The sequence below is a fragment of the Paenibacillus sp. CECT 9249 genome (assembly GCF_918697855.1).
Classification (GTDB): Bacteria; Bacillota; Bacilli; order Paenibacillales; family Paenibacillaceae; genus MSJ-34.
This window is the reverse complement of record NZ_CAKKLI010000002.1, coordinates 135,081-152,889: the sequence shown is the minus strand read 5'-3', so window position 1 is coordinate 152,889 and position 17,809 is coordinate 135,081. Positions and strand designations below refer to the sequence as shown.

The following is a 17,809-nucleotide window of genomic DNA, read 5'->3' as shown; positions in this document are numbered from 1 at the left end:
CATGAAAGATATTTTTGTTTAACTGTACTAGAGATTCATGAAAGATATTTCTGTCCTGAGCGAGCGGGATTTCGACAGAAGGGGAAAGATGAGATAATACCGGGAGCAGAGCATAAACATAACGTTGAAAAGGAAGTCGACGCCAAAAAGGAAAACGAACGAGTGCGAGGCTATGCAAAAAAAGGGGGATGGCGCTCACGGCTTCTAAAAGCACGTCGCTCATCCCCGAAGCGCTCCGGTCGGTGGCTTACAAGAAGCGAGAACAAGAAGAATTGCTGCTTAGACTCGGATATCCCATTTGCGCAACGAAACGAGGCGGCACATGCCGCGTGCAAACACGCCAATGCCAACGGATTGCGCTCCCGGATAGATGCGCCCGGTCATCACTTTCTCTCCTTCCTGAACAAACACCTCTACGGAGGAACGGTCTACAAATATTCGAAGAGCCAGCCTGCCGTTTTGTAACGCAACGTTCGTCCGGCGCTCCCCTTGGGGTCCGATCCCCGAACGATCGCGGTTAAACCGGACGAGTTGTTCGCTTGGCCGGTATGCGACGACGGTTTCCTCCTGCCCATGTTTCCGCAGCAGCAAACCGAATTCCTCCGCATCGAGCGCTTCGAACACCGCCTCGAGTTCATAGCAATCGCCCGAACATTCCAGCATTCGTTCCCCGTCTAGCTCAACATCGGTTACTTCATAGGGAGATTGCCGATATCGCTTAATCTCCTCGATGGGCAAGAAATGAAGCTTGTCCCCCGCAACGACCACTTCGCGCGGAAGCGTCATCGCTCCGGCCCAATGATGGTCTTGCTGCGTCGGAATTTCCGTCGTCCAGTTTTCCATCCAGCCGACAATAATACGTCTACCCGTGGAATCCTCGCATGTTTGGGGCGCATAAAAGTCAAACCCGCAGTCAACAGGTTCGTACGAATCGTAGCGGAATTTCCCTTCTTCCGTGTCGAGCCGGCCCAACATATAAACGGTGGAATTCCCGTTATGATAATCATTGCCTTGAGCGGGCATCCGCTCCGGAGATATGATGAGAACATCCTGGTCTTCCAGCGGAAACAAATCGGGGCATTCCCAGTTCGCTCCCAACCGGCTATCGCCTTGGGCGATAATATTGACAAAATCCCATTGCTTCAAATCCGTGGAACGGTATAACAGAACGATGCCGCGTTCCTTCCCGTCATTCGACCCGATGACGGTATAATAGCAGCCGTTTCGTTCAAACACTTTTGGGTCGCGGAAATCTTTCAAGCTGGCGCCTTCCGGAATTTGGGATACCGGAATGACCGGATTCCCCGCGAACTTCTCAAAGTGCACGCCGTCGTCCGATAGGGCCAAACATTGGGATTGCATGTAGTCATTTTTATTGTCCGGGCCGGTAACGATATGTCCCGTATAGAGCAGGGCCAATTTTCCATCCCGTTCCACAGCGCTGCCCGAGAAGCATCCGTCGCTGTCGTAATCCCGGTCCGGCGCCAAAGCGACAGGGAGGTACTCCCACGCGACCAAATCCCGGCTGACGGCATGGCCCCAATGCATCGGTCCCCAATAAGGCCGGTACGGATAATGCTGATAAAATAAGTGGTATTTTCCTTTATAATAAATAAAGCCATTCGGATCGTTCATCCAGCCGTATTCGCTCATTAAATGAAACCGCAGCCGGTAATCGTCCCGAAGCAATGCTTTGTTTTGCCTGATGAATAAATCGGCCTTTTCTTTGGTGTAATTCATAATGCACCTTTCTTACTAAGTAATTTATTTGATAGAGCCTTGCGTAACCCCTTGAATAATGAACCGTTGGGCAAACAGATATAAAATGAGAATGGGCAGGATGATCATTACGACCGCGGGCAGAAATTTCTCGTAATCGGACGAATAGGTTCCGTTAAATACTTGCACCGCGAGCGGCAAGGTCAATTTGTCTTTGCCTGCATTCTGCAATATGAGCACAGGCAACAGGAAATCGTTCCAAATCCACAATACATGCAGTATCCCGATCGTCACAGACGTCGGTTTCAGAATGGGGACGACCACCTTGAAGAACGTCTGCCGCAAGTTGCAGCCGTCGATACGCGCCGCCTCTTCCAATTCGGCGGGTACGCTTTTGATGAAACCGTGATAAATGAAAACCGCCAACGAACTGCCGAAGCCGATATACATAAAAATTAAGGTAAGCTGAGGCTGTGCCGATATCCAACCTAACTTCTGCCCGTAAATCGACACGAGCGGAATCATGATCGCCTGGAAAGGAATAATCATCGCGGCAATCATCGTGAAGAAGAGCAATTGATTCGTTTTCGTGCGGTTGCGGACAAAATAGTGGGCCGTCATCGAAGAAAAGAGCAAAATGGCGGCCACGCTTACGCATGTAATAAGCAACGAGTTCATAAAACTGCCCAAATAGTTCATTTCATGATACGCAATTGTAAAATTATCGAACATGATGGAAGTCGGCAGAGAGATCGGCGACTCGATAATTTGCGCATTCGTTTTAAACGAGTTGAACAGCAGCAACAAAAAAGGAAACACGAATAGCGCCAATGCGATGAGCAATACAAAGTATGTGATCGTTTGCCGCAGGTAAAGGCTCGTCTTCATTAGGCTTCAACCTCCATTTTTTTGCCGAGATAGACTTGCAGGAGCGTTGCGCCCGCAACGAGGAAGAAGAGAACGAATGCTTCAGCCTGTCCCATTCCGTAATCGTATCGAATGAACGCTTTGTCGTAGACATGCATGGAAGCGAGCACGGTGCTTCCGAACGGCCCCCCGTTTGTTAACGCGTAGTTTACGTCGTACACCATAAATCCCCGCTGCAAAGAAAGGAAAACGGTCACGATAAAAGAAGGCACCATCAAAGGAAGCACCATGCGCGTAAGCTTCTTCCACGCGCCTGCGCCGTCAATCGTGGCCGCCTCGATCACATCTTTGGGCACGCTCATTAAACCGGCAATGAAAATGACCATCATATATCCCGCGTATTGCCATACGGTGACGATGACGAGCGCCCAAAACGCTTTATGTTCGTCGCCGAGCCACGATTTATCGAATAGAGGAAGGCCATACTTCTGGCCGAGAAGCACGAGGAAATGGTTAAACACGAATTGCCAAATGAAACCGAGCACCAAACCCCCGATCAGATTCGGCGTAAAAAATGCCGTACGGAAAAAATTTTGTCCCCGGATGCCTGACGTTACCAATAAAGCCAGCAAGAAGGCGATCGCGTTAATTAGCAGAACCGTTGCCAGCACATACTTGACGGTCAGCCAAATCGAAGTCCAAAATTTATCGTCATGCCATACGCCAGCATAGTTGGAGAAGCCTACAAAAGGCATACTGGATGAGATGCCGTCCCATTGAAAAAAGGTCATATAGATTCCGTAAAGAAAAGGGACGATAATGACGGCGAAAAACGCCAACATGGTCGGTCCCGTGAAAAAAAGCCGATGGTAAAGGCGCTTGGCTCGATTTTTGTCTGCGATCATATGGATCTACTCCGCTTCTCATAGTTTGTTAAGGCTGGAGGCCGATGAACAAGGCCTTGAAGTCTCGTTCATCGACGTCCAAATTGCTAGACTTACTTTACGTTTTTCCAGTAATCGTGAATTTCGGCAGCCAGTCCGGCGCGGTCCACTTTGTCGACCAGATACTTCTGCATGGAGGCGCCCAATACTTTCCAGTGGTCGCCGGGTACGTAGTTGCCTGCAAACGGAATGGACTTGCCGGCGTTATTATAGGCTTTAATCGCTTTCGCCAACGAGTTGTCCGGTTCAAGGTCGATGTTCTTGAATGCCGGAACGACGTTCGCCTTATTCACCAAAAAATCTTGGCCGACCGGATCGTAAACGAGCCAATCGAGAAATTGCTTGGCGGCGGCCTGCTGCTCTTCCGTACTTTGGGCTTTATCGATAATCACTTGCTTCGTCGCGCCGATCGCGATCGAAGAATTCGCTTTATCGCCGGAATTGTCGCTGACAGGCACCGGTATGAATCCGAACTGTCCGTCAGGGTTCGATTTCTGAATTTCGGTAATGAGCCAGTTGCCGTTAAACGTAATGCCGGCCTCGCCTTTGGCCACCGCGGCCGCGGTTTGCTCCAACACGACGGCGAGCGGGTCGTTTTTGCCTTTGTTAAATTTCTTCATGACGTCGAACGTATCCAACAAGCCTATGAACGAAGCGTTCTCCGCCAAGTTCTCGTTGCCGGCTTTCAAGCTGTCAAGGAATTTGTTCACATCGCCGTCCGGCTGGGTGGCATAAGCGATTGCCAAGTAATGGTTGCCCAAGGACCAATCCATGCTGCCGATGATCAATGGCGCGGTGCCGGAAGCTTCGATTTTGCCAAACAACTGTTCCAAATCGGAAACGGTTTGAATCGAGGCTGGATCGAAGGTTCCGCCAACCGCCTTGTCGAGAACGGCTTGATTGTAGATCAATCCGTATCCTTCCACGGCGAACGGGAACGCCAGCGTTTTCCCGTCGATCTCGTTAGGCTGCGACAGTTCGCTTACCCATTTCTCGCCCGAGAGATCCGCGGCTTTATCTTGAAATTTGCTGATGTCGCCGGCATCAAGCATGGCGAGCGTCGCCGGCGTCCCCGCTGCGTAAAGCGACGAAGCTCTTTCGACCGGGGATTGGCTTTCCGGCGTAGTGATCACTTCCAACGAAATATTCGGATTCGCTTCGGTAAAAGCTTTCGCCGCTTCTTCCATTTGTTTCTGGATTTCCGCTTTTGAATTTAAAAATGTGATTTTTACCTGCTTGGCGGAGTCGGCGCCATTTGTTGCCGTCTCGCTGCCCGCTGGATTCGAACCGCCGCCGTTTTTTCCGCCGCCGCATGCCGTCAAGACCATAGAAAACGCAAGAAACAGGATGAGTAAAGATGCAAGACCAGTCTTTTTCATTTTTCTTTTTCCTCCCCTTAAAAATGAATCGTAGCCAATCGTTTCGAACCGGATCGGAAATGCCGCCTGCAAATGAATCATTGTATCCAATTGAAGCGATTGCATGACCCATTATACATGCCGATTATTTTGTATGTCAATCGTTTGACATACAGTGCGATAAAAAAAGCCGTATTAACATGAATAGGCTTTTTCAACTAGGTTGAACTGCGTTCAATTAGCGTTACGGGGAGAATATGCTCCATCCGAACCTGCTCTCCGGATACGAGTTTGTCGATGAGATCGACGGCCAAAATCCCCATCTCCTCCAAAGGCTGGCTTATTGTCGTTAATGCGGGATTGGTCAAAGCCGAGAACTGGATATTGTCGTAACCGATCAATTTCAAGCTTTCGGGGACGGCGATGCCTAGCGAAGCGCATACTTTGATGACATTGGCGGCGATCATGTCGCTGCTCGCGAACAAACCGTCGAGATCCGGATGATCCTCGAACAATCGGGTGATCATGTTCTCGTAATCCTCGCTCTCGAATACATCGGTTCCCAATTCGATGACAACGGTTTCGATATCGTTTTTTTGCAACAGGTCTAGAAACGATTCCGAGCGGAGGTTGCCGAGCAAATCGAGCGAGAGATTTCCGCAGATATGGGCGATTTTCCTGCACCCTTTTCGGATTAGCAATTCGGCCGCCAGCACGCCGCCGCGATAATTGTCCGACGAAACGTAAGGAATGTCCGCAATGCGCCTGTCTAATGTGACGATAGGCTGCTGAAGCTGAATGTATTCGCTGACATCCAGCGTATGGCTCCCCATAATAATGCCGTCGACCCGGTTGCTTTTGAGCATGTCGATATACTCTTTTTCCTTGCGCTGATTCATTCTGGAGTTGCATATAAGCATCTTATAGCCTAGAGACGAAGCGTAATTTTCGATATGATAGGCAAGCTCTCCGAAGAAGGGATGCGCTATGGTCGGTATAATCATGCCAAGCATCATCGATCTCTTCCGCATGAGCGATCTTGCGATTTCATTCGGCTGGTAATTCATTTCTTTCATGATGCGGAACACTTTCTCCCTGGTTGCCTGACTGATGTAACCCCGATTGTTGAGAACGCGGGATACCGTTGTGACGGAGACTTGCGCTTTTTCCGCTACATCCTTGATCGTCGCCATTCGTAACCTTCCTTTGCATAATTAGGATCAGTCTAAAATTATAGCAGTAATTCACTAAATAGTCATTTCTCATTTACATGTTCGAGGAGGAAATAACGTAAATTTATATGAGCCCTTCACAATAAGTGACAGTTGAAGAAGAATCCAGGAATTGCATAGACTCCAATGGTAGGTTTTGTTATAATTGTTACGGGTTTATTACAGTTTATGTTATTTGTTATTAGAAAGACTTATATCAACGAACGGAGGCGATTTGGGGTATGGAGTACTGGAACAATTACATCATCGTCGCGATCTTCATCTCACTCGGCATTTTGCTGCCTGTCGTAGCTTTGTCGGTGGGACGCCTGCTGAGACCAAGCAAACCGACGGAGATGAAACGGACAACTTATGAAAGCGGTAACGAACCGGTCGGGGCCGGGCAAATTCGGTTTAACGTCCGATATTATTTATTCGCTTTGATGTTTGTTATTTTCGATGTTGAAACGGTTTTCTTATACCCTTGGGCGGTAGCGTATAATCAGCTGGGATTGTTCGTATTGGTGGAAATGTTAATATTCGTAGGGTTGTTGCTTATCGGATTATTATATGCGTGGAAGAAGAAGGTGCTCAAATGGAACTCAATCTAGAATCGATTAGCCCTGAAGAACGCAAAGAGCTGGAACGCAACGTCTTTATGGGGACATTGGAGCAATTAAAGGCTTGGGCCCGCAGCAATTCCTTGTGGCCGCTTACGTTCGGCTTGGCATGCTGCGCGATCGAAATGATGGGTACGGGGGCGTCGCATTACGACCTGGACCGGTTCGGCGTTATGTTCCGCACCTCGCCGCGCCAATCGGACGTCATGATTGTGGCGGGAACGGTAACGAAGAAGATGGGGCCGTTGCTGCGCAGATTGTACGATCAGATGCCCGAGCCGAAATGGGTCATCGCGATGGGCTCGTGCGCGACAGCGGGCGGACCGTACGTGAAATCGTACGCCGTCATGAAAGGGGTCGACCAGGTCGTGCCGGTCGACGTATATATTCCGGGCTGCCCGCCGAATCCGGCGGCGCTAATCTACGGAATTAACAAGCTGCAGGAGAAGATCCGTTACGAGGCGAAAACCGGAAAGCGGGTGACGAATCGATGAGCGAGGAAAAGAAAGAGCAGTCCGATCAATCGGTTGAACCGTCCGCCAATGGCGAGGCGAATATAGAGACGGCGCAACGGGAAGCGGGCGCCGGGGCGAAAGAACCGGCCGAGCCGCAACAGGCAAGCGCAGAGGCAGCGAAGGAAGCGGCGCCGCCGCAGCCGGTGGAGAAGGCGGAAGCCGCTGAGCCCGCGGCAGCGAAGCCGGAGCGGAAGCCGCTGACGGAGGAAGAGCGGGAAGCGCGACGCAAAGCGGCAGCCGAAGCGCGAGCCGCGCGGGCGGCCGACGGGCCGAAAGCGGCGAAAGAAGGGGAAGCGGGCAAAGCCGAGAAGACGGCGCAGCCGGAAGCGCCGAAGGAGCCTTCGCCGAACCAGCCGAGACTTGACCGGGCGGTGCAAATTTTGCAATCCGAGGTGGCGGAGGATGCGGTCGAGGAAAGCTCGATCAATGAAAACAACAACCATCTGCCGACGCTGACCATCAAAAACGAGCATTGGCTCAAATGCGCGGAGAAGCTGCTGCGCCATCCCGAATTCGGGTGCAACTACTTGCGCAACGTTGCGGGAGCGGACCATGAGACGCATATGGAAGTCGTCTATCATATGGTCAACCTCACGACAAAGCACGAATACTGCGTCAAGGTCAAAACGGACCGCGATCAGCCGTCTGTCGATTCCGTCACCGGACTTTGGCAAACGGCAAATTGGAACGAACGAGAAATATACGATTTGCTAGGCATCGCATTCCCGGGCCATCCCGATTTGCGCCGTATTATGATGCCGGACGACTGGGTCGGCCATCCGCTGCGCAAAGACTATGTACCACTAGATTCGGAGGTGTAATCACAAGTGATTCGGACGGAAGAATTGCTGTTAAATGTAGGACCTCAACATCCAAGTACACATGGCGTTTTTCGGATCATTGTGAAGTTGGACGGTGAAGTGATTACGGAAGCGACTCCGGTCATGGGATATTTGCATCGCGGGACGGAGAAGCTGGCCGAAAATTTAAACTATACGCAAATTATTCCGTATACGGACCGGATGGACTACGTGTCTGCCATGACGAACAACTATGTGCTGGTGCACGCGGTTGAGAAAATGATGCAGATCGAAGTGCCGGAAAGAGCGGAATTTTTGCGTTTGATTGTTATGGAATTGCAGCGGGTGGCCAGCCATCTCGTCTGGTGGGGCACATACTTGCTTGATATCGGGGCGCTCAGCCCCTTCCTGTATGCTTTCCGCGACCGCGAAATCATTATCGATTTATTCAACGAAATCTGCGGAGCCCGCCTGACTTATAACTATATGCGGGTAGGCGGAGTGAAATGGGACGCGCCGCCGGGATGGATCGACAAAGTGCGCGATTTTATTCCATACATGCGCGGCAGAATCAAAGAATACGACAATTTGGTAAGCGGAAACGAAATTTTCCTCGCGCGAATTAAAGGCGTCGGCAAGTACGACGCCGAGACGGCGATCAACTACGGATTGAGCGGAGCGAATCTCCGCTGCACCGGCGTCAAATGGGATTTGCGCAAAGATGAGCCGTACAGCCTGTACGACAGATTCGATTTCGACGTGCCGATAAGCTTCAACGGAGATTGCTACGACCGGTATTTACTCCGGATCGAAGAGATGCGCCAAAGTTTGCGGATTCTCGAGCAAGCTGTCGAACAGTTCCCGAGCGGCGGGGACATTATGGGCAGGGTGCCGCGGGCCGTCAGGCCGCCGGCCGGGGAAGTCTACGCGCGCATCGAATCGCCGCGGGGCGAGATCGGCTGCTATATCGTTTCGAGAGGCAAAGCGGAGCCTTACCGCTTGAAATTTAGAAGGCCATCGTTCGTTAACCTGCAAATATTACCGAAACTGCTCGTCGGAGAGACGATGACGAACCTGATCACCATTTTGGGCGGGGTCGACATTGTCGTAGGGGAGGTAGACTGCTAATGGGCAATTGGCTGCAAGAAACGTTAACCTGGACCAACTTTGCGATCGCTTTCGCTTGGGCCGTCGTTTTTTTGATCATTGTGCTCGGATTTGTCACCTATGCGATTTATTTCGAACGGAAAGTCATCGGTTGGATGCAATTTCGTCACGGTCCGACGCATGTCGGGCCGCTCGGGTTATTGCAAACGGTGGCGGATATTTTTAAACTGCTGATTAAAGAAGATACGATTCCGAAAAAAGCGGATCGCGCGCTGTTCATTCTCGCACCCGCGCTGGCCTACGTTCCCGCGTTCGCGGTATTGGCCACGATACCGTATACGGAACAGCTTTATTTTGCCGATCTGAACGTTGGAATCTTATACTACGGCGCATTGACGGGCATTTCCACGCTGGCGATCATCATCGGCGGCTGGGCGTCGAACAACAAATATTCGCTGCTCGGCGGCATGCGCTCGGCGGCGCAAATGATCAGCTATGAAATCCCGCTCATCATATCCGTTGTCGGCGTCATTATGCTTAGCGGCAGCCTGAATTTGCGCACGATCGTAAGCAGCCAAGGCAACTATTTCTGGGAGTGGAACTTCCTTCCCCAAATTATCGGATTCGTCGTCTTCATTATTGCGGCCGTATCCGAGTTGAACCGTTCGCCGTTCGACCTGCCGGAGGCGGAATCCGAACTGGTTGCCGGGTATCACGTCGAGTACAGCGGATTCCGGTTTGCGTTCTTCATGCTGGCAGAGTACGTATATATTTTCGCCATCGCTTCGCTTACGACAATCTTGTTCCTGGGAGGCTGGCATCCGCCGTTTCCGTTCCTGGATTTTATCCCGGGCTTGATTTGGTTTATCGTCAAATTTTCGTTCTGCGTCTTTTTCCTGTTCTGGCTGCGTGCGACGATGCCGCGGATTCGTGTCGATCAATTGATGGGGCTCGGCTGGAAGGTGCTGCTCCCGCTCGCCTTGCTAAACGTATTCGTCACGGCCGTTTATATGGAATTATTTATTAAATAGATAGGGGTGAGGACTGTGAAGGGGTTAATCAAAGGGCTTGGCGTCACGCTCAAAGCGCTTGGCACCAAGAAAGCCACCTATAAATATCCTGACGAGCCGCTTGTCATGCCTGATCGTTTTCGCGGAATACAGTATCTCGATACCGAAAAATGTATTGTGTGCAACCAATGCGCGCGCATTTGTCCGACGGAGTGCATTACTTTGACCGGTAAGCCGAACCCCGATCCGGAGAAAAAAGCAAAGGTGCTCGATACGTTCGATATTAATTTTGAAATTTGCATTTTATGCGATTTATGTACGGAAGTATGCCCGACCGAGGCCATCGTCATGACGAACAATTTCGAGCTTTCGACATACAGCCGCGACGAGTTGTTCAAAGATATCAAATGGCTGAACGAAAATACGGAAAACATTCGCAAAGAAAATAATCTGTCGGCGGTCAATAGAGGAGGGGCTAAAAAAGATGTTTAGTTTCAACCTCGAATTAACCGGCGAATATATTGCGTTTTTTATTTTGGCGGTATGCATCATTTCGGGCGCGGTGCTCATGATCAGCTTCAACAAAGTCGTCCATATGGTCGTTTCGCTTGCATTCACGTTCATTTGCCTCGCAGGCATGTATGTGCTGCTGAACGCCGAATTTGTCGCGTTCGTGCAAGTATTGATCTATGCCGGGGCGATTTCGATTCTAATGATATTCGGGATTATGATGACGCGCCACGACAAAACGGACGAAGAAATGACAAGGCCGTGGCATGAAGCGTTAGTGGCGGTCGGCTGCCTGGCGTTGTTCGGAATTTTGTTCTATGCGATCCGCATGGCCGAATTCCCCGCGGCGAACTGGGATGCGCCGAAGGAGAATACGCTTGAGATCGGCAAACTGATTTTTACCGAACATGTCATTCCGTTCGAACTGCTGTCGGTATTGCTTACGGTCGCCTTTATCGGCGCGATCGTCCTCGCGAAGAAGGAGGCGGATTGAGATGGGCATGCTTGCTTCGTATTTAACGCTTGCCGCCATATTGTTCTGTCTCGGACTGTATGGCGCTTTGACCAAAAGAAACGCGGTGATCGTCCTCTTGTCCATTGAGTTGATGCTGAACGCGGTCAACTTGAATCTGATCGCCTTCTCCAAGTACGGGATGGTGCCCGGTTTGAAGGGGCAGATCTTTTCGCTCTTTAACATATCGATCGCCGCGGCGGAGGCGGCAATCGGCATCGCGATCTTAATCGCGTTGTACCGCAACAAAGGTACGGCAAACGTCGATGAATTCGATGAAATGAAGCGGTAGGGAGGATTAGCAATGGAATCAATCTATTCGCAATACGTCTGGGTCATTCCGCTGTTCCCGCTGCTCGCGTTCTTGATTTTGACGGCACTTGGCCGCCAGATGAAAGAAGTCGGCTCTTGGATCGGAATTTTATGCACACTCGCGTCATTTGGAATGGCCATTCTCGTTTTTGTGGAACGCTTGGGCGGCAACGCTTCGGATTACAGCCAAAGCGTCGACTGGATTCGTTTCGGCGACGTTCGTCTCACGCTCGGCTTTGAAGTTACCAATCTGAATGCGATCATGCTGCTTGTCGTCACGCTCGTCAGTCTGCTCGTTAACATTTATTCCAGAGGTTATATGAAAGACGACGAGCGAATCACGGTGTTTTACTCTTATGTGGCGTTGTTTACGTTCTCGATGCTCGGCCTCGTCATTTCCGAAAATATGCTGCAGCTTTATATTTTTTGGGAATTGGTCGGCGTTTGCTCGTTTTTGCTGGTCGGATTCTGGTTTCACAAACCGGCTGCGAAAGCGGCGGCGAAGAAGGCGTTTATCGTCACCCGGATCGGGGATGTCGCGTTGTTCATCGCCATCCTGCTCCTCTTCTGGTATATGCCCGGGCATGAACTCGACTTCTCTTCCATCCAGAACGTGTTCGGCAATCAGGAGACGATGCTTGCGGCCGGAATTACAGGCGGAATTACGACTTTGATTGCGATTCTGATCTTCGTCGGGGCCGTCGGCAAGTCGGGACAATTCCCGCTGCATACATGGCTGCCCGATGCGATGGAAGGGCCGACGCCGATCAGCGCCTTGATTCACGCGGCTACGATGGTAGCTGCGGGCGTGTTTCTGGTGGCGCGCACTTTCGACATCTTTCACCAATCGGCGGCAGCGATGGAAGTCGTCGCTTATGTCGGCGGGTTTACGGCCATATTCGCGGCAACGATCGGGATTGCCCAGAACGACATCAAGCGCATCCTGGCGTACTCCACCGTCAGTCAGCTCGGCTACATGATGCTTGCGCTCGGTCTTGGCTCGGTGACGGCCGGCATATTCCATCTGTTCACGCACGCTTTCTTCAAGGCGTTACTGTTCTTGGGAGCGGGCAGCGTCATCCATGCCGTACATACGCAAAACATTCATAAGATGGGCGGACTCGGTTCGAAAATGAAAATAACGGCTTGGACGTTCGGCATCGGGGCGTTAGCCTTGTCCGGCATTCCGCCGTTCTCCGGGTTCTGGTCCAAGGACGCGATTCTGACCGCAGCATGGGACAGCAATAAAGGCTTGTTTATCGTAGGCATTGTAGCCGCGTTCTTTACCGCATTCTATATGGCAAGGCTGTTCTTCCTCGTCTTCGCCGGAACGTCCGCCGAAACGAAGGGAGCGCAAGAATCGCCGGGATCGATGACGATGCCTCTTGTTATCCTTGCCGTGCTGGCCGTGGTCGCCGGATTTGTCTATACGCCGTTCAACGGTTGGTTCGGGTCGTGGTTAACGGGCGGCGAGGCGGAGGAGCATGCCAACGCGATGGTCATGATCGTCTCGACGCTGATCGGATTGATCGGTATCGGACTCGGCTGGCTGATGTACGGCAAACGCTCGATTCCGGGCGATGCGGTTTCGTCCCGCGTTCCTTGGCTGACGACATTGCTGGAGCGTAAATATTATATCGACGAACTGCAGCATGCGATCTTTGTCGTACCGCTGAAAGCGATCGGCAAAGCGGCCGATTGGTTCGACAACCGGATTGTCGACGGCATCGTGCGTCTCGTGTCGGGCGCCACGGTATTCGTCGGCCGTGCGTCGGTAAGGCTGCAAAACGGACAATTGCAAACGTACGGCGCGGTTGCGTTGATCGGATGCGTCATTCTTATCGTGGCCATTGCGGGAAGGAGGTTGTGGTAGATGCTGGAGAACATCCCTATTTTGTCACTGATCGCTTTCTCCCCGCTGATCGGAATTCTCGTCATTATGTTTATGCCTAAGGAAAATAGCCGCGGCATCAAAATGGTTGGCGTAGCGGCGACAATCATCCCGCTGATCCTAAGCGTATGGTTGTACGTTTCCTTTAATTCGATCAATGGAAAAGCGTTTGAAGAAAACGTCACTTGGATCAATATCCCATTGAACGGCGAATTTTTGCGAGGAGCCGCCAGCTCGTTCCAACTGAACTATCATATGTCCATCGACGGCATTTCGCTGTTGCTCGTCGTATTGACGGCGATCGTCGCAGTTGCGGCGGCATTGGCATCCTATCATATCAAAAAGCGCTGGAAAACGTATTTTATCTTGTTCCTGTTGCTTGAGATCGGTATGTTCGGCGTCTTTATGGCACGGGACTTGTTCTTATTTTTCTTCTTCTTCGAAGCGACATTGGTAACAACCTTCTTCCTGATCGGAATATGGGGGTACTTGAAGCGGGAAAAAGCGGCCAACAAGTTTTTATTGTACAATGGCTTCGGATCCGCGGTCATGCTCATTGCCTTCATCCTGCTGGTGGCGACCGCCGGATTCCGCATGGACGATCAAACGGTCCCCGGCCAGGTGAACTATATATTCAGCGGCGATTTGACGACATTGACGGCAAATATGCAGGACGATCAAGCGATGATGAACATCGCTCCGGAGTTGGCCCCGGGCAATCCGTTCTACATGTCGGAAGGCATGAGCTTGACGTTGTTCATCCTGCTGCTCGTGGCATTCGGCATCAAGCTGCCGATCTTCCCGTTTCACACTTGGATGCTGCGCGTTCATAACGAAGCGCCTCCTTCGATCGTCATGATTCACTCCGGCATTTTGCTGAAGATGGGGGCATACGGATTGATACGCTTCGCGGTATTCCTGTTCCCGCAGCATGTCCATTCATGGGCGGTGGCTCTGGCGATTCTCGGCGTAATCAATATTTTGTACGGCGCGGTGCTCGCATTCGTGCAAAAAGAATTCAAGCTTGTGCTGGCTTATTCCAGCATCAGCCATATGGGGATCGTGCTGCTCGGCATCGCGTCTTTGAATGAGGCCGGATTGCAAGGCGCATTGTTCCAAATGGTATCGCACGGTTTCATCTCGGCGCTGTTCTTCCTGATCGTCGGCAGCTTGTACGAGCGAACGGAAACGACGCGAATCGACGAGCTTGGCGGCTTGGCGAAGAGCGTTCCGTTCATGAGCGGGATACTGCTAATCGCGGGGTTAGCCTCGCTCGGCTTGCCCGGCTTATCCGGATTTATCGGCGAGTTTCTGTCGTTCCTCGGCTTGTTCGGCTCGATGAAGATCATTACGGCCGTAGGAGCGCTCGGCATTATTCTCGGAGCGGTCTATGTATTGCGCGGGGTGCTCGCCATTACTTACGGTCCGATGAGCGAACGGTACACCGGCATCAAAGATGCGAGACTGGTCGAGGCGATCCCGATGGTCGCGCTCGTCGCTTTCATTATTTTGCTCGGCGTATATCCCGCTACCGTCGTCGAACCGCTGCAGCATAGCTTTGATCAATTTTTACAATCCATTCTCAAGGTAGGAGGGTAGCCCATGAGTCCGTTAGAAACGATACAACCGCTGCAATGGGCCGATCTTGCAACCTTGGCGCCGGAGTTAACATTGGTCATTGCCGCAATTTTGATTTCTGTGTTGGATCTGCTTCTGCCGAACAAAGTAAACCGCAATTTTACGGGGGTTCTTTCGCTTGCGGCTATCGCCGTATCGCTCTTTTTCGTCATATGGAAAATGACCGGCATGAGCGCAGTCGCGGACGCGCCGCATGCGGCGCAGGTCGTTCAACTGCTCGGACAAAGCTATCGGATCGACGATTTCGCCAATCTTATGAAAATTTTGTTCTTGAGCGGAACGGGACTGATCGTCTTTATGAGCCTCGGTTCCATCCGGGAAGACGAAATTCAGCATAAAGGCGAGTACTATTATTTACTGCTTCCGGCTGTGCTCGGCGCGATGATCATGGCTTCCTCGGGCGAGCTGATCACGATGTATGTCGGGCTGGAGCTGCTGAGCATTACTTCGTACGTGTTGGCCGGATTAAAGAAAAACGATTTGAAATCGAACGAGAGTGCGTTTAAATATTTGGTGCTGGGAAGCATATCTTCCGCCTTCATTCTATACGGCATGTCGTTCTTGTACGGCATGACCGGTATGACGAACGTAGGGGAAATCGGAGCGGTTCTCGCCGGCAATGCGGCAAACTTCGAAATATTGCTGTACGTCAGCTTTTTCCTGATGCTTGCCGGTTTCGGCTTCAAAATCGCGGTCGCGCCGTTTCATGTATGGGCTCCCGACGTGTACGAAGGCGCGCCGACGCCGGTTACCGCATTCCTCGCCGTCGTGTCCAAAGCGGCGGGTTTTGCGATCTTGTTCCGCATCATGTACAACGTGTACTTTCAACTGTTGGGCGGACCGCAGAACAATTTCGGGGAGGATGCGTTCCTTGCCGTACTGATTGTGGCCGCGATCGCGATGATCGTCGGGAACGCCGCGGCACTGCGGCAGCGGAACGTCAAGCGGCTGCTTGCCTTGTCCGGCGTGGCCAATGCCGGGTATATGCTTGTACCGATCGGCGTGTCGATGATCAGTATTCACGCGTCGAATTTCTCGGAATTGATATTTTACCTGTTCGCCTACTTATTGATGAATATCGGAGCTTTCGCCGTCGTCATGGCGGTAAGCCGGGCAGCCGGGCACAACGATGTGAAAGGCTTCGCCGGATTGTATTATCGCGCGCCTTATACGGCCGTTGCGATGACGATATTGCTGCTGTCGTTTGCGGGCATTCCGCTTACCGGCGGATTTATCGGGAAGGTGTTCATCGTGCTCGGCGCGGTGCAAATGCATGCGTACTGGATTGCAACGATCATGATCGTTACCGCGGTTATCTCGTTGTATTACTATTTCGGCATCATTCGTCAAATGTATATGCGTTCGGACGGCGAAGAAAGAGAAATCAAATTGACCGCCCCGCTCGGAATTACGATTTGGGTATGTGCGGTCGCCACGGTCGCGATCGGTATTTTCCCGAATTTCGTGTTCCAATTTATCAATCATTTCTTCTCCGTTTCGTTTGATTTGTTCATTCAGTAAGGCAAAGCTTTGAAAATCCCGTACGGCCGTTTGGTTGTACGGGATTTGTATTTTCGCGGGGTTGCTTGCACGGGTATGGTTTTCCCGCGCCTTCTGTCGATATCCCTCTCGTTCAGAAGGGAAACTGCTGGTTCAAATGCGCGTACGGAGGTGCACGCACGCATGCCGTTAACCCGTTTTCTCAGTGCAAAGCAGATTCCGACTTTTCGTGCATGAGTGCGCTTGATGGTGCTTGAACAGTTATCTACTACGCCGATATTTTTCGAATACCGGGGCAGTGCCATGTGCTTTTTTTGCACGTTCGACCTTCGTCTGATGTCCATTGGATTTTGTCCAATGGATTTTTCTTTTTAAGGCCATATTGCTATTCTTCATTGGATTTCGTCCAATGAAATCTTCATGAATGTGCCCGAAAGACGGTAAAAGGTGAGAATCCGTTGCATGTTTTCCAATAGAGGCGCGTGTCCAGCCATAAATCGGCGAATTGGATTGGATATTTTCCAATGGGGGCTGAGGAAGAGGCGATAAACGCCGAAACGATTCGGCAATCAATGAACGATGTGCACTGGACCCGGCTTTTCCGCAACTTCCTCACGTCGTGCCTACACGCTGGGCTGATCGAAACGCGCGAGGGCCCGTATGGCGGCGATTACCGGCGATTTTTAGCAGCCGTATTAAGTTCTGAGCGACGGGGATTTCGACAGAAGGCGAAAAAAAAGGGGGGTGCAGGGAGTTCAATACCCCGAGCCTCTCCTGCACTCATTCCAACAACGCACCAAACCAATCGGCAGCATTGAAATTATCGTAGTCGACTTTCCAAGCTCCTCCTTCCTTCACAAGCGTAATTCTGCCTTCCATCTTCAAAGCTTTTGCATCGCCAACGTTCTCATTTTGAAATGTTACGTTCACGCCATAGTCAAGCTCAACCCTTCCCTCCTCTTTAGAAAATACGGAAAATGTCAAATCGTCCAAAGCCGGCGCTGCCTTCAACTTGTTAGATAGCTGTACGGGCAATATTAATGTGCGGTTTCTGGTCTGGTAATCCAAATACTTATCCGTTAGGAACGGCGCCATCACTTCCCTGGCTTGGCCGACGACTTCGGGCGTCGCGTTGCCGGCGTAATCGTAATGGCTTACGTCAAATTGGGCTCGCTTATATTCGGTCGCTAATCGAATCGCGTCGTCCGTTTTGTTCGCGCATGAAATGAGCAACGAAACAACAAGACATAAAAGCGTCAAATCAACAACAGGCTTTCTCATCCGTATCGCCCCTCC

The 17,809-nt window shown here is 51.3% G+C and carries 18 protein-coding genes; 11 read left to right on the top strand and 7 right to left on the bottom strand.

From position 1 onward, the window contains the following. Positions 1 to 279: 279 nt before the first annotated feature. The 5 genes from LQ229_RS02675 to LQ229_RS02655 form a co-directional block, all read right to left on the bottom strand. Positions 280 to 1,740 (bottom strand): glycoside hydrolase family 32 protein, encoded by a 1,461-nt coding sequence (locus LQ229_RS02675; protein WP_230190895.1) that lies wholly within the window; start codon positions 1,738 to 1,740, stop codon positions 280 to 282. A gap of 24 nt (positions 1,741 to 1,764) precedes the next feature. Beyond that, entirely contained in the window at positions 1,765 to 2,607 is an 843-nt protein-coding gene (locus LQ229_RS02670; protein ID WP_216536670.1) for a carbohydrate ABC transporter permease, read from the bottom strand. Next, positions 2,607 to 3,491, bottom strand: a complete 885-nt coding sequence (locus tag LQ229_RS02665) for a sugar ABC transporter permease (RefSeq protein ID WP_230190894.1) — start codon at positions 3,489 to 3,491, stop codon at positions 2,607 to 2,609. Before LQ229_RS02665 ends, LQ229_RS02670 begins: the two co-directional genes overlap by 1 nt. A gap of 92 nt (positions 3,492 to 3,583) precedes the next feature. After that, on the bottom strand, positions 3,584 to 4,909 hold the full coding sequence (locus LQ229_RS02660) for an ABC transporter substrate-binding protein (protein WP_230190893.1): 1,326 nt from the start codon (positions 4,907 to 4,909) through the stop codon (positions 3,584 to 3,586). A gap of 197 nt (positions 4,910 to 5,106) precedes the next feature. Next, positions 5,107 to 6,081, bottom strand: a complete 975-nt coding sequence (locus tag LQ229_RS02655) for a LacI family DNA-binding transcriptional regulator (RefSeq protein WP_230190892.1) — start codon at positions 6,079 to 6,081, stop codon at positions 5,107 to 5,109. Between the two features lie 260 nt (positions 6,082 to 6,341). Between LQ229_RS02655 and LQ229_RS02650 the strand changes: the two genes are divergently transcribed. Genes LQ229_RS02650 through LQ229_RS02600 form a run of 11 tightly spaced genes read left to right on the top strand, consistent with a single transcriptional unit; the run spans position 6,342 to position 16,534 of the window. Further along, complete coding sequence (locus LQ229_RS02650; protein WP_216536674.1) at positions 6,342 to 6,710, top strand: NADH-quinone oxidoreductase subunit A; 369 nt, start codon at positions 6,342 to 6,344, stop codon at positions 6,708 to 6,710. Further along, positions 6,695 to 7,213 (top strand): NADH-quinone oxidoreductase subunit B, encoded by a 519-nt coding sequence (locus LQ229_RS02645; RefSeq protein ID WP_216536675.1) that lies wholly within the window; start codon positions 6,695 to 6,697, stop codon positions 7,211 to 7,213. Before LQ229_RS02650 ends, LQ229_RS02645 begins: the two co-directional genes overlap by 16 nt. Next, positions 7,210 to 8,055, top strand: a complete 846-nt coding sequence (locus LQ229_RS02640; RefSeq protein ID WP_230190891.1) for an NADH-quinone oxidoreductase subunit C — start codon at positions 7,210 to 7,212, stop codon at positions 8,053 to 8,055. The genes LQ229_RS02645 and LQ229_RS02640 overlap by 4 nt, the downstream gene beginning before the upstream one ends. A gap of 6 nt (positions 8,056 to 8,061) precedes the next feature. Then, positions 8,062 to 9,162, top strand: coding sequence for an NADH-quinone oxidoreductase subunit D (locus LQ229_RS02635; RefSeq protein WP_216536677.1), 1,101 nt, complete (start codon positions 8,062 to 8,064; stop codon positions 9,160 to 9,162). Beyond that, positions 9,162 to 10,172: an NADH-quinone oxidoreductase subunit NuoH gene (gene nuoH, locus LQ229_RS02630; RefSeq protein ID WP_216536678.1), complete on the top strand. Its 1,011-nt coding sequence runs from the start codon at positions 9,162 to 9,164 to the stop codon at positions 10,170 to 10,172. Before LQ229_RS02635 ends, nuoH begins: the two co-directional genes overlap by 1 nt. A 15-nt stretch (positions 10,173 to 10,187) precedes the next feature. Beyond that, positions 10,188 to 10,643 (top strand): NADH-quinone oxidoreductase subunit NuoI, encoded by a 456-nt coding sequence (gene nuoI, locus LQ229_RS02625; RefSeq protein ID WP_216536679.1) that lies wholly within the window; start codon positions 10,188 to 10,190, stop codon positions 10,641 to 10,643. Beyond that, positions 10,636 to 11,154, top strand: a complete 519-nt coding sequence (locus LQ229_RS02620; RefSeq protein ID WP_216536680.1) for an NADH-quinone oxidoreductase subunit J — start codon at positions 10,636 to 10,638, stop codon at positions 11,152 to 11,154. The genes nuoI and LQ229_RS02620 overlap by 8 nt, the downstream gene beginning before the upstream one ends. A 1-nt stretch (position 11,155) precedes the next feature. Beyond that, the gene (gene nuoK, locus LQ229_RS02615; RefSeq protein WP_290370006.1) at positions 11,156 to 11,464 is read left to right on the top strand and encodes an NADH-quinone oxidoreductase subunit NuoK; all 309 of its coding nucleotides are present in this window, start codon (positions 11,156 to 11,158) and stop codon (positions 11,462 to 11,464) included. Between the two features lie 12 nt (positions 11,465 to 11,476). Beyond that, positions 11,477 to 13,357 carry an NADH-quinone oxidoreductase subunit L gene (nuoL, locus tag LQ229_RS02610; RefSeq protein WP_230190890.1) on the top strand — a complete coding sequence of 627 codons (1,881 nt, stop codon included), beginning with the start codon at positions 11,477 to 11,479 and terminating at the stop codon, positions 13,355 to 13,357. Further along, on the top strand, positions 13,358 to 14,974 hold the full coding sequence (locus LQ229_RS02605; RefSeq protein WP_216536682.1) for an NADH-quinone oxidoreductase subunit M: 1,617 nt from the start codon (positions 13,358 to 13,360) through the stop codon (positions 14,972 to 14,974). 3 nt (positions 14,975 to 14,977) lie between these two features. Next, positions 14,978 to 16,534 (top strand): NADH-quinone oxidoreductase subunit N, encoded by a 1,557-nt coding sequence (locus tag LQ229_RS02600; protein ID WP_230190889.1) that lies wholly within the window; start codon positions 14,978 to 14,980, stop codon positions 16,532 to 16,534. Positions 16,535 to 16,774: 240 nt separating this feature from the next. Here LQ229_RS02600 and LQ229_RS02595 read toward each other — a convergent pair whose 3' ends face one another. Both LQ229_RS02595 and LQ229_RS02590 read right to left on the bottom strand, forming a co-directional pair. Beyond that, positions 16,775 to 17,086, bottom strand: a complete 312-nt coding sequence (locus LQ229_RS02595) for a hypothetical protein (protein WP_230190888.1) — start codon at positions 17,084 to 17,086, stop codon at positions 16,775 to 16,777. A gap of 207 nt (positions 17,087 to 17,293) precedes the next feature. After that, the gene (locus LQ229_RS02590) at positions 17,294 to 17,794 is read right to left on the bottom strand and encodes a hypothetical protein (protein WP_230190887.1); all 501 of its coding nucleotides are present in this window, start codon (positions 17,792 to 17,794) and stop codon (positions 17,294 to 17,296) included. Positions 17,795 to 17,809 lie beyond the last annotated feature (15 nt).